The organism is Xanthobacter pollutisoli, assembly GCF_040044995.1.
GTDB lineage: Bacteria > Pseudomonadota > Alphaproteobacteria > Rhizobiales > Xanthobacteraceae > Xanthobacter.
Map to the genome: position 1 here is coordinate 1,011,400 of NZ_JBDZDP010000001.1, position 12,524 is coordinate 1,023,923.

Sequence of the window (12,524 nt, forward strand, 5' to 3'; positions counted from 1 at the left end):
GGCATCTTCCCGTATTCGGATGTCGGGACGCCGACCTGCTCGTCGCCAGCACGCGCGGCGCCTGACCGGGCCGAGCGGAGGTGCATGATGGACTGCGAACGTGACGGCCTGATCTCAGCGGGCGATCGGGGCGGACAACCCCAGCCGGACGGCCCTCATCCGCACGAGCAACGCTCCGCCGCGGATCTCGATCTCAACGGCGACCGCCTGCGCGAAGAGTGCGGGGTCTTCGGCATCTACAGCCATCCCGAGGCCGCGGCCATCACCGCCATTGGCCTCCACGCCCTCCAGCATCGCGGGCAGGAGGCCGCCGGCATCGTCTCCTACGACGGACGCCGCTTCCATTCCGAGCGCCGCCTTGGCCTCGTCGGCGACGCCTTCTCCGACGCCAACGTCATTGCCCGCCTGCCCGGCGACGCCGCGGTGGGCCATGTTCGCTACTCCACCACCGGCGAGACCCTGCTGCGCAACGTGCAGCCCTTGTTCGCCGAGCTCGACGCCGGCGGCTTCGCCGTGGGCCACAACGGCAACCTCACCAACGGCCTCACCCTGCGCCGCCAATTGGTGCGCGAAGGCGCCATCACCCAGTCCACCACCGATACCGAGGTGATCCTTCATCTCGTGGCGCGCTCGCGCAAGCCGCGCTTCGTGGACCGCTTCATCGACGCCATCCGCACGCTGGAAGGCGCCTATTCTCTGGTGGCGCTCACCAACAAGAAGCTCATCGGCGCCCGCGACCCCCTCGGCATCCGCCCGCTGGTGCTCGGTTCGCTGGACGGCTCTCCCATCCTTGCCTCCGAGACGTGCGCCCTCGACATCATCGGCGCGCGCTACGTGCGCGACATCGAGAACGGCGAGGTCATCGTCATCGACGAGGAGGGCGTGCAGTCCTTCAAGCCGTTCCCCGAGATGGCGCCGCGGCCCTGCATCTTCGAGTACATCTATTTCGCCCGGCCGGATTCGGTGGTGGGCGGGCGCTCGGTCTACCAGGTGCGCAAGAACATGGGCCGCGTGCTGGCCACGGAAAGCCCGGCCAATGCGGACGTGATCGTCCCGGTGCCGGATTCCGGCGTGCCGGCGGCCATCGGCTTCTCCCAGACCTCGGGCATCCCCTACGAGCTGGGCATCATCCGCAACCATTATGTGGGGCGCACCTTCATCCAGCCCACCCAGTCCATCCGCGACCAGGGCGTGCGCATGAAGCATTCCGCCAACCGCTCGGTGGTGGAGGGCAAGAGCATCGTCCTCGTTGACGACAGCCTCGTGCGCGGCACCACCTCGGTGAAGATCGTGCAGATGATGCGCGATGCCGGCGCCAAGGAGGTGCATTTCCGCATCGCCTCCCCGCCCATCACCCATCCCGACTATTACGGCATCGACACGCCGGACCGGGACAAGCTGCTCGCCGCCACCCATGACCTGGAAGGCATGCGCCGCTACATCGGCGCCGATTCGCTGGCCTTCCTGTCGGTGGACGGCGTCTACCGCGCCATGGGCTATGAGGGCCGCGACCCGGTGAAGCCGCAGTTCACCGACCACTGCTTCACCGGCGACTATCCCACCCCCCTCACCGACCGGGCCGGCGCCGTGGGCCAGCAGCAGCTCTCGCTGCTCGCCGAAGCAAGCTAGCGCACGCGCCGCCTGGCCTGCATCGCAGGCTGGGCGGCTGGCGCCGTCTTTCATCTCGCGCTACAGGCAAGCTCGCCCTCCCGACCCGGGAGGGTGGCTCTTTCTCCATGGGACCGCGCATGACCGACCGGCCGCTTGCCGACAAGATCGCCCTCGTCACCGGCGCCACCCGCGGCATCGGCGCGGCGACGGCCGTCGTCCTCGCCCAGGCCGGCGCCCATGTGGTGTGCGTCGGGCGCTCCGAAGGCGGGCTGCAGGACGTGGACGACTCCATCCGCGCGGTGGGCGGAAGCGCCACGCTGGTGCCGCTGGACCTCAAGGATTCCGAAGGCATCGACCGGCTCGGTGGCGCCCTCTACCAGCGCTACGGTCGCCTCGACGTCTATGTGGCCAATGCCGGCACGCTCGGCCCGTTGTCGCCCCTCGGCCACGTCTTTCCCAAGGACTGGGACGAGGTCGTCGCGCTGAACCTCACGGCCAACTGGCGCTGCGTGCGCTCCTTCGACCCGCTGCTGAAGCTGTCGCCGGCGGGGCGGGCGGTCGTGGTCTCGTCGGGCGCGGCGCACAAGGCGCGGGCCTATTGGGGGCCTTACGCCCTCACCAAGGCGGCGCTGGAGGTGATGGCCCGCACCTGGGCGGCGGAGAGCGTGACCGGAAATCTGAAGGTCAATCTCTTCAATCCCGGCCCCATCCGCACCCTGATGCGCGCCAAGGCCTTCCCGGGCGAGGATCCCATGAGCCTGCCCCCGCCCGAGGCGGCGGCCGAGGCCATCCTGCCCCTGTGCCTGCCCGCCTTCATGGAGACGGGCAAGCTCTACGATTTCCCGCAGAAGAAGCTGCTGGACTTCCAGATGCCGGCGTAGGGGGGCTTAGAGGGGGTGGCTTTCGTCGTCCCCCAACTGCCGTCGTGCTCCGGCTTGACCGGAGCACCCATCCCGCCGAAAGCGCAGGCGGTCGAGTGGCTTGACCGGCATTCCCGGCAATGCCCCCGGACCGGCCGTGGGCCCTCCGGTCAAGCCGGAGGGCGACGGTGGTGCGAACAACCGGTGCCGCCCCCTCACGCCGCCGCCAGCTCTCCCGCCAGCGCCTTGCGGATCAGCTCGCGCGTTTCGGCGACGCCGTAGATGGCGACGAAGGAACCGAAGCGCGGGCCGCGCTCCAGGCCCAGAAGCACCTGATAGAGCGTGTTGAACCATTCCACGGACACGCCCGGCCGCTCGGGCGTCGCGCCCTTGGCCTTGAGGTCCTGATAGCGCGGAATCGGGCGCGCCACGTCATAGAGCGCGTCCTGGATGTTCTCGGCGGTCGCATCGGCCGGCATGGCGGCGAGCGCCGCATCGAGCTTCTCCAGCGCCTCGCGCTCGACCGCATCGGGGACGCGGAACACCTTGTTGGGCTTCACGAAGTCATGGAAGTAGCGCACCGCATAGCCCACCAGCTCGTGGAGCTTCGGATGCGTCTGGTCCGACACGCCGGGCACGTGGCGCTTGAGGAAGCCCCACAGCACGCTCTCGTCCTCCGTGTTGGAGGCGGAGGCGAGGTTGAGCAGCATGGTGAAGCTCACCGGCATGTCCACATCCGGCGGGTGGCCGGCGTGGATGTGATAGACCGGGTTGCCGAAGCGCAGCTTCAGATCCTGCTGCGGATAGCGGGCGAGGAAGTTGAAATACTCATCCACCGCCTTCGGGATCACGTCGAAGTGCAGCTTTTTGGCCGAGCGCGGCGACTGGAACATGTAGAGCGCGAGGCTCTCCGGGCTCGCATAGGTCAGCCACTCGTCGATGGTGAGACCGTTGCCCTTGGACTTGGAGATCTTCTGGCCCTTCTCGTCCAGGAACAGCTCGTAGACGAAATGCTCCGGCGCGGTGCCGCCGAGGATCTGGCAGATGCGATCATAGATGGGCGCGTTGGTCTGGTGGTCCTTGCCGAACATCTCGAAATCGACGTCGAGGGCCGCCCAGCGGGCGCCGAAGTCCGGCTTCCACTGCAGCTTCACCCTGCCGCCGGTGACGGGGAGCGTCGTTTCCGTGCCGTCCTCGTCGTCGAAGGTGATGGTGCCGGCCTTGGCATCCACATTCTTCAGCGGCACGTAGAGCACGCGCCCCGAGGTGGGCGAGATGGGCAGGAAGGGCGAATAGGTGGCCTGGCGCTCCTCGCCGAGGGTGGGGAGCATGACGGCCATGATCTCGTCGTACTTCTCCGCCGCCTTCAGCAGCACGGTGTCGAGCTTGCCGGAGCAGTAATAGTCAGTGGCGCTGGCGAACTCGTAGTCGAAGCCGAAGGTGTCGAGGAAGCGGCGGAGCATGGCGTTGTTGTGCGCGCCGAAGCTCGGATAGTCGCCGCCGAACGGGTTCGGCACGCGGGTCAGCGGCATCTGGAGATAGGGCACCAGCGCCGCCATGTCCGGCACGTTCTCCGGGATCTTGCGCATCCCGTCCATGTCGTCGGAGAAGCACAAAAGGCGGGTCTTCACCTTGTCTTGCGTGAGGATGCGGAAGGCGTGCCGCACCATGGTGGTGCGCGCCACCTCGCCGAAGGTGCCGATGTGCGGCAGGCCCGAGGGGCCGTAGCCGGTCTCGAACAGCACCTCATCCTTGGGGCGGCGCTTGAGCCGCTCCACCAGCTTGCGCGCTTCCTCGAAGGGCCAGGCGGTGGCCGTCTCCGCGACGCGCTTCAGCTCGCCGGCGAGATCGGCCGGATCGGCGGGGGCGGGCGGGACTTCGGACGGCGACATGGCAGGCTCCAAAAAAGGAGCGCGAACTTAGGAATGTCCGGCAGAGGCGTCAACGCGCCCGCTCAATAGAAGCCGATGGGAAACCAGCGCAGATAGAGATCGGTGAACACGCCCTTCTCCCAGATGCGCTGGAGGGCGAAGTCCATGGCGTGGCGCAACGTGTCGTTGCCGTCCTTCACCGCGACGGAAAAGCCGTCTCCGAAGAAGCGGCTCTCGGTGAAGGGGCCGCCGATGAAGCGGCAGCAATTGGCGCTGTCGGTGCCGTTGAGCCAGAGCGACAGGGTGATGCCGTCACCGAACAGCAGATCCGCCTGCCCGCTCTTCACCGCCTCCTGCGCGGCGCGCAGGTCCGGGTAGGGTCGGATGGCCGCCTCGTTGAAGAAGGAGCGCAGATAGGCCTCATGCGCCGTGCGGCTAACCACCGCCACCTTCTTGGCGGCCACTGCCTCCGGCGTCGCCGCCTCCATGGTCTCCTGCAGCCGGCCGACGAAGCGGGCGGGCGTGCCGAGGTAGCGCTCGGAAAAATCGAGGGTGGTGCGGGCGGCTGGCGTCGCCACCAGCCCCGCCAGCGCGGCGTCGGCGCGGCCCTGGTCGACGAGGTCGGCCACCTGGTCGAAGGCGGCGGTCTGGAAGGCGCACGTCACCGCCAGCTCGGCGCAGATGGCGCGGGCAAGATCCACGTTGAAGCCCGAGAGCACGCCGTCGGAATTGAGGAAGTTGAAGGGCGGATAGTCGTCGGTGGTGACGAAGCGCAATTCCTTGGGCAGGCGCGCCGCGTCGGGCCGCTCCAGCCGGCGCTCCACGTTCCAGAAATTGGGCACGACGACGCTCGGCCCCTGCCCTGCCATGGTGCCTGCCATGGGCGGCGGTGCCGTGCGCGGCTGGGCCGAAGCGCCGCCCGCGACCAGCACGAACAGCGCCGCGACCGCCGCCAGCGGGCGGCCGGCGCCGGTCAGGCTGCGACAAAGTGCAACCAGAGGACGCACCCCGGCGAAAAGGACTGGTGGACACATGGTGAGGGGTCTAGCTTCAGGTTGCACGTGAGGGCGGGGCATGTTGGGGGATGCTGGGCTCGCCGGCAAGGGGCGGAGCCGTGCGCCGGATTTGGCCGTGGGGGAGGCCTTTCCCGAGGTCGACGCGCCCTCCGCTGGCGCGCCGCTGGTGCCCGCCGACAGCATCGCACACCGACCTTTCTCCCGGCCCTTCCGTCGGCTGCCGCCCGAGCTCCTGCCTTTTGTGGGCCATCTCGAGGCCGCGGATCTCGAGGCCGCAGCGGCCCGCGCCGCGCGCATCGGCGTCGGGGCCGACGAGGTGCTGGTGGCAGGCGGCCAGATCGCGGATGAGGAGGCGACGCGTCTCCTCGCCGCCCATCTCGGCCTGCCAGTCGCCGCCCTCCCCGCCGAAGATCTGCCCCACGACGCCGCCCTGGCGGAAGCCGTGCTGCGCACCGGCGTGCTGATGGCGCCCAGCACTGGTGCGCCGCCCGGCTTCACCATGGCCGCCCGCGGGCGGACCGTGCGGCGGCTGCGGCGCGCCTTGTCCCGCGACGCTGGATTGCGGGGCCGCGTGCGGCTGGTCGCGCCCGCCACGCTGCGGCGGCGGATGGCGCAGGCCTGCCGGGCGCGCCTCGCGGCGGCGGCGGCGGCTCGCCTCGTGGCAACCGCGCCCCTGAAATCGGCCGCGACGCTGCGTCCCGGCCGGCTCCTGGCCATGGGGGCCGCGGCCGCCGGTGTGCCGCTTCTCGGCGTGATCGCGCTGGCGCCGGAAATGGGCCTGCTGCTGGTGCAGGCGGTGTTGTCCCTCGTGTTCCTCGCCTGGATCGCGATCCGCCTCGCCGGCTGCCTCTACAGGCCGCCCCACGAGCCGTCCCCCACCTTGGGCGAGCGCGAATTGCCGCTCTATTCCCTCCTGGTGCCGCTCTATCGCGAGGCGGCCAGCGTGCCGGGGCTTGTGGAGGCCCTCGCCGCGCTGGACTACCCGCCGGAGAAGCTGGACATCAAGCTGGTGGTGGAGGAGGACGACCGCGACACCCGCGCCGCTCTGGCCGCCCGCGCCCTCCCGCCGCACATGGAGGAGGTGGCAGTGGCCCCCGTCGGCCCGCGCACCAAGCCCAAGGCGCTCGATGCCGCGCTGCCCTTCGCCCGCGGCGCCTTCGTCGCCATCTATGACGCCGAGGACCTGCCCGAGCCGGACCAGCTGCGGCGCGCCGTGGACGCCTTCCGGCGGGGCGGGCCGCAGGTCGGCTGCGTGCAGGCGCGGCTCTGCATCGACAACGGCGCCGACAGCTGGATCGCCGATCAGTTCGCCGCCGAATATGCTGGCCAGTTCGACGTGCTGCTGCCGGTGCTTTCCGCCCTCGGCCTGCCCATCCCGCTCGGCGGCACGTCCAACCATTTCCGCCGCCGCGTGCTCGACGAGGTGGGCGCGTGGGATCCGTACAACGTCACCGAGGACGCCGACCTCGGCATCCGTCTCGCCCGCGCCGGCTGGCAGACGCGGGTCATCGCCTCCACCACCTTCGAGGAGGCCCCCGTCACCCGCCGCGCGTGGCTCGGCCAGCGCACGCGCTGGCTAAAAGGCTGGGCGCAGACGCTGCTCGTCCACGGCCGGCGTCCGCGCACGCTGGTGCGCGACCTCGGCCTGGCGGGGACGCTGGCGCTGCTGCTCCTCACCGCCGGACCGTTCGTCGCGGCGCTGGTCCACCCCTTGTGCCTCGCCTTGTTCGCGGCGGACATCTGGCGCGGCGTCGCCGGCCTGCCCTGCACCTCGATGGTGGAGGTGATCACCTGCGCGCTGACCTACACGACGCTGGCCGCCGGCTATGCCGGCACCGCCGCGACCCTCACTGTGGGGCTGGCGCGGCGGGGTCTCAGGCCCGGCTGGCGTACCATCGCGCTCACGCCGGTCTATTGGCTGCTGCTGTCCCTCGCGGCGTGGCGCGCGATCATCGAGCTGATCCGCCGGCCGCACTTCTGGCAGAAGACCGAGCACGGCCTCACCCGGCGCCGGAGCCCAGCCGGCGGCACCCTCAGAAGTAGCGCTTCAGCTCCGCCGCCGCCTCGGCCGGCGGCCGCTTGGAATTGAACGGCGCGACGAAGGTGCCGGACTTGTCCATGAGATAGACCACGGCGGTGTGGTCCATGGTGTAGTCGCCATCCTGCAAGGGCACCTTGCGCGAATAGACGCGATATTCCTTCTTCATCCGGTCCACCTGCTCCGGCGTGCCGGTGAGGCCGAAGATGCGGGGCGAGAAGCTCGACACGTAGGATTTCAGCGTCTCCGGCGTGTCCCGCTCGGGATCGACGGTGACGAAAAAGGCCTGCGCCTTCTCGGCGTCCGGCCCCAAGGCGGAGAAGATCTCAGACATCTCGAACAGCGCCGTCGGGCACACGTCCGGGCAGTGGGTGAAACCGAAGAAGACGAGGCTCGGCTTGCCCTTCAGCGCCGCCTCGGTGACCGTGCGGCCGTCCTGGTCCACCAGGCTGAACGGCCCACCCACCGCGGCGGTGCCCGTCACCCGCGGCGCGGGCGCCGGCATCAGCACCGTCACGGCGGTGACGAGAATGAGGGCGCCCGCGGCAAAGGCCGAGAACAGCGCAATGATCTTCGCACGTGACGACATTCGTTTCCCGTGGCCGGTGCGGCCGATCTGGCGGAGGGTCAGAGGCAGGCGGCGATGCCGGCGCTCATGAGGTCGAAGAAGACGGTGGCGCCATGGCGCGCCCACAGCAGCCCGCCGCCGGCGAGCAATGCCGTCCCCACCACCACGGCGCCCGCGACGGCGAGCCGCCCCCGCCGCGATGCGGCCGGGCGCTGCTGGACCTCGCTGGCGCGGGGAAGGGTGAGGGACATGGGTCTGCGGTCCGCCGTGGCTATTCCTGGACGGCCAAGGATAGCGCGGCGCGGCCTTCGAATCCAACCGGCGCGTGTCAAGGCTGCGTGACGGGCGGCGTGACAGTCGGACGCGCCCATGGGCAAGCCGCCGCACGAACAGCCCGGCACCGCGCCGCGCCACACTTGTCCCTCGCCGCCCCCTCGGGCATCGTGCGCGCCATCGTCGAGCCCATCGCGCGGACGTTTTCCAAGGACCCCAAGGACGCCCATGTCCCCTGCCCCCCGCCCTCTTCAGCCCGGCGACCACGTCTTCCTGGTGGATGGCTCCTCTTTCGTGTTCCGCGCCTATTTCCAGTCCATCAACCAGGACCGGAAGTACAATTTCCGCTCCGACCGGCTCCCCACCGGCGCGGTGCGGCTGTTCTGCACCAAGCTGTTCCAGTTCGTGCGCGACGGGGCCGTGGGCATCAAGCCGACCCACCTCGCCATCATCTTCGACAAGTCCGAGGACAGCTTCCGCAAGGAGCTCTACCCCGACTACAAGGCCAACCGCTCCGACCCGCCGGAGGAGCTGATCCCGCAGTTCCCGCTCATGCGCGAGGCGGTGCGCGCCTTCGGCCTCATCCCGGTGGAGCAGGCGCGCTACGAGGCCGACGACCTCATCGCCACCTACGCCGACGAGGCGGTGAAGGCGGGTGCCGACGTGCTCATCGTCTCCGCCGACAAGGACCTGATGCAGCTCATCGGCCCGAAGGTCGCCATGTACGACCCGGCGTCCGGCGAGAGCGGCGGGCGCGGCGCGCGGCCCGAGCGGCGCATCGGCTTCGGCGAGGTGGTGGAATATTTCGGCGTGCCGCCGGACAAGGTCGTCGACGTCCAGGCCCTCGCCGGCGATTCCACCGACAACGTCCCCGGCGTGCCGGGCATCGGCATCAAGACCGCAGCGCAGCTGATATCCGAATACGGCGACCTGGAGACGCTGCTCGCCCGTGCCGGCGAGATCAAGCAGCCGAAGCGCCGGGAATCGCTCCTCGGCAACCAGGAGAAGGCGCGCATCTCCAAGCAGCTGGTGACGCTGGTGCGCGACGTGCCCCTGGAGGTGAAGCTGGAGGATCTGGTGCTGGAGGCGCCTGACGCGCAGCGCCTGATCTCCTTCCTCAAGGCCATGGAATTCACCACCATCACCCGCCGCGTGGCCGAGGCCTATGGCGTCGAGGCGGCCGAGGTGGATGCCGATCCTTTGCTCGCCCCCAAGGGCGACCTCTTCGCCCCCGGAGCCGGCGCGCCCGAGGCCGCCGACGGCGAGACGGCGGCCCCCGCCACCGCCCCCGCGGAGGCCACCGCACCGCCGGCCGGCACGCCCACGCCCTCGGACCTTGCCCATCAGCGCGCCCGCGCCGCCCGGGCGATCCCGGTGGACCGCAGCGCCTATCGCACCATCCTCGACCTCGCCGAGCTGAAGGCGTGGTGCGCCAAGGCGCAGGACCAGGGCCTCGTCGCCTTCGACACCGAGACCACATCCCTCGATCCCATGCAGGCCGACCTCGTGGGCGTGTCGCTCGCCCTTTCCCCCAACGAGGCCTGTTACATCCCGCTCGCCCACCGGGGCGCCGGGGACGGGCTGTTCAGCGAGGGCGAGTTGCCGGGCCAGATCCCCATGCGCGATGCCATCGCCGCGCTCAAGGGCGTGCTGGAGGACAGGGGCACCCTCAAGGTCGGGCACAATGTGAAGTACGACCAGCTGATCCTGGCGCGCTACGGCATCGCGGTGGCGCCCATCGACTGCACCATGTGCATGTCCTACGCCCTCGACGCCGGGCGCAACGGCCACGGCCTGGACGAGCTCTCCGTCCTGCACCTCGGCCACCAGCCCATCACCTTCTCGGAGGTGACGGGCAAGGGCAAGGCGCACGTCACCTTCGACAGGGTGGCGCTGGAGCCCGCCACAGCCTATGCGGCCGAGGATGCGGACGTGGCGATCCGCCTGTGGCACGTGCTGAAGCCTCGCCTCGCCTCCGAGGGCAAGACCACCGTCTATGAGACGCTGGAGCGCCCGCTCATCGGCGTGCTGGCGCGCATGGAAACGCGCGGCATCTCCATCGACAAGGCCATGCTGGCGCGCCTCTCCTCCGAGTTCGCCCAGGGCGCGGCGCGGGTGGAGGACGAGATCGCGGAGCTCGCCGGCGAACGGCTGAACGTGGGCTCGCCAAAGCAGATGGGCGACATCCTTTTCGGCCGCATGGGCCTGCCCGGCGGCACCAAGACCGCCACCGGCATGTGGTCCACCAAGGCCACCGCGCTGGAGGAGCTGGCCGAGGCCGGCCACAAGCTGCCGCAGAAGATCCTCGAGTGGCGCCAACTCTCCAAGCTGCGCTCCACCTATACCGACGCCCTGCCGAACTACCTGAACCCGCAGACGAAGCGCGTCCACACCTCCTATGCGCTGGCTGCCACCACCACGGGCCGCCTCTCCTCCTCCGAGCCCAACCTGCAGAACATCCCGATCCGCACCGAGGAGGGCCGGCGCATCCGCCGGGCGTTCGTGGCGGAAGAGGGCAACCTTCTGGTCTCCGCCGACTATTCGCAGATCGAGCTGCGCCTCCTCGCCGAGATCGCCGAGATCCCGGCGCTGCGCACGGCCTTCACCGACGGGCTCGACATCCACGCCATGACCGCCTCGGAGATGTTCGGCGTCCCGGTGAAGGACATGCCGGGGGAGATCCGGCGGCGGGCCAAGGCGATCAATTTCGGCATCATCTACGGCATCTCCGCTTTCGGCCTTGCCAACCAGCTCTCCATCCCGCGGGAGGAGGCGGGGCAGTACATCAAGCGTTATTTCGAGCGCTTCCCCGGCATCCGGGACTATATGGAGGAGACGAAGAGCTTCTGCCGCGAGCACGGCTATGTGGAGACGCTGTTCGGCCGGCGCTGCCACTATCCCGACATCGCGGCGAAGAACCCCTCCATCCGCGCCTTCAACGAACGCGCCGCCATCAACGCCCGCCTCCAGGGCACAGCCGCCGACATCATCCGCCGCGCCATGGTGCGCATGGAGCCGGCGCTGTCCGACGCACGGCTGTCCGCCCGGATGCTGCTGCAGGTGCATGACGAACTGGTGTTCGAGGTGCCGGAAGGCGAGGCGGCGGCCACCATCCCCGTCGTCCAGCACGCCATGGAGACGGCCGCCGCCCCCGCCGTCCAGCTCGCCGTGCCGCTGAAGGTGGACGCGCGGGCGGCCAAGAATTGGGAAGAGGCACATTGAGCTTCGCTCGCGCCCCGGCCATGCCCGTAATTCTCCGTCGTCCTCCGGCTTGACCGGAGGACCCATCCCGCCGTTAGCACAAGCGGAGACATGGGCCCTCCGGTCAAGCCGGAGGGCGACGGCGAGGGGCGCCAGAAGCGGAGAGAGGAGCGCTAAAGCCCCCCTCTCGCGTCCCGGCCGACTGCAACGCAGCGGAGCGCAGTGGAAGGAGAGCCGGGACCCAGCGCAAGGGCCCCGCGCAGCGGGCAATTCATGGAACGCTCGATCAGGAAGCGCCTTCGGCGGTCTCTTGCGCTGGGCCCCGGCTCGCATTGCGCTGGCGCTCCATGCGTCCGGGGCGCGAGGGCGGGCTGCTGAAGAGGGAACCGGCAAGAGACGCGCTGAGCGCCGCCCACACCCCGGCATCCCCCCTCCGCGAACCTCCGTCGTCCTCCGGCTTGACCGGAGGACCCATCCCACCGTTTGCACAAGCGGACACATGGGCCCTCCGGTCAAGCCGGAGGGCGACGGTGCGCGGATGGCGGCGGTGACGTTGCGGGGATGGCGACGGTGACGTTGCGGGGATGGCGACGGTGACGGCGATGGCGGCTGGCGCTCCATGCGTCCGGGGCGCGAGGCCGGCCTGCTGTCCGGCGGCTTCGCCATTGACGCCTGTGCCCCCGAAGCTGCTAAACACCCGCCATCCCAAAACAGAGGACACATCATGAGCATCGAAAGGCTCGACAAGGGCGCCCGCATGAGCGAGGCCGTCATCCACGGCAACACCGTCTATCTCGCCGGGCAGGTGGCGGAAGGCCCCGACGTGGAGAGCCAGACCAAGGCGGTGCTCGCTTCCATCGACAGCCTTCTCGCCCGCGCCGGCACCGACAAGTCGCGCATCCTCACCGCCACCATCTGGCTGTCGGACATCGCCAATTTCGCCGGCATGAACAGCGTGTGGGATGCCTGGGTGGACAAGGACAACCCACCCGCCCGCGCCACCAGCGAGGGCAAGCTCGCGGCGCCGAAATTCCTCGTCGAGATCATCGTCGTCGCCGCGCGCGGCTGAGGACGCGCGTGAGCGCC

9 protein-coding genes are annotated in these 12,524 nt (G+C 69.7%); 5 read left to right on the forward strand and 4 right to left on the reverse strand.

Annotation, left to right across the window (positions count from 1 at the left end):
- The first annotated feature begins 87 nt into the window (after positions 1-87).
- Positions 88-1,629 (forward strand): amidophosphoribosyltransferase, encoded by a 1,542-nt coding sequence (purF, locus tag ABLE93_RS04715; RefSeq protein ID WP_348838239.1) that lies wholly within the window; start codon positions 88-90, stop codon positions 1,627-1,629.
- 119 nt (positions 1,630-1,748) lie between these two features.
- Positions 1,749-2,492: an SDR family NAD(P)-dependent oxidoreductase gene (locus ABLE93_RS04720; protein ID WP_348838241.1), complete on the forward strand. Its 744-nt coding sequence runs from the start codon at positions 1,749-1,751 to the stop codon at positions 2,490-2,492.
- A gap of 194 nt (positions 2,493-2,686) precedes the next feature.
- Here ABLE93_RS04720 and ABLE93_RS04725 read toward each other — a convergent pair whose 3' ends face one another.
- Together ABLE93_RS04725 and ABLE93_RS04730 are read right to left on the reverse strand one after the other, a co-directional pair.
- The gene (locus tag ABLE93_RS04725; protein ID WP_348838242.1) at positions 2,687-4,363 is read right to left on the reverse strand and encodes a lysine--tRNA ligase; all 1,677 of its coding nucleotides are present in this window, start codon (positions 4,361-4,363) and stop codon (positions 2,687-2,689) included.
- A 62-nt stretch (positions 4,364-4,425) separates the two neighbouring features.
- A complete protein-coding gene (locus ABLE93_RS04730; RefSeq protein WP_348838244.1) occupies positions 4,426-5,376 on the reverse strand; it encodes a transporter substrate-binding domain-containing protein in 951 nt (316 codons plus the stop codon).
- 40 nt (positions 5,377-5,416) lie between these two features.
- On the opposite strand from ABLE93_RS04730, the gene ABLE93_RS04735 reads away from it, so the two are divergent.
- Complete coding sequence (locus ABLE93_RS04735; protein ID WP_348838245.1) at positions 5,417-7,447, forward strand: glycosyltransferase; 2,031 nt, start codon at positions 5,417-5,419, stop codon at positions 7,445-7,447.
- Here ABLE93_RS04735 and ABLE93_RS04740 read toward each other — a convergent pair.
- Both ABLE93_RS04740 and ABLE93_RS04745 read right to left on the reverse strand, forming a co-directional pair.
- A complete protein-coding gene (locus tag ABLE93_RS04740) occupies positions 7,392-7,985 on the reverse strand; it encodes an SCO family protein (protein ID WP_348838247.1) in 594 nt (197 codons plus the stop codon). The two genes, ABLE93_RS04735 and ABLE93_RS04740, sit on opposite strands and share 56 nt — an antisense overlap.
- 38 nt (positions 7,986-8,023) lie before the next feature.
- Positions 8,024-8,215 (reverse strand): hypothetical protein, encoded by a 192-nt coding sequence (locus ABLE93_RS04745; protein ID WP_348838248.1) that lies wholly within the window; start codon positions 8,213-8,215, stop codon positions 8,024-8,026.
- Positions 8,216-8,465: 250 nt separating this feature from the next.
- On the opposite strand from ABLE93_RS04745, the gene polA reads away from it, so the two are divergent.
- Positions 8,466-11,459, forward strand: a complete 2,994-nt coding sequence (polA, locus tag ABLE93_RS04750) for a DNA polymerase I (RefSeq protein ID WP_348838250.1) — start codon at positions 8,466-8,468, stop codon at positions 11,457-11,459.
- A 703-nt stretch (positions 11,460-12,162) separates the two neighbouring features.
- A complete protein-coding gene (locus ABLE93_RS04755; protein WP_348838251.1) occupies positions 12,163-12,507 on the forward strand; it encodes a RidA family protein in 345 nt (114 codons plus the stop codon).
- The last annotated feature ends 17 nt before the right edge of the window (positions 12,508-12,524 follow it).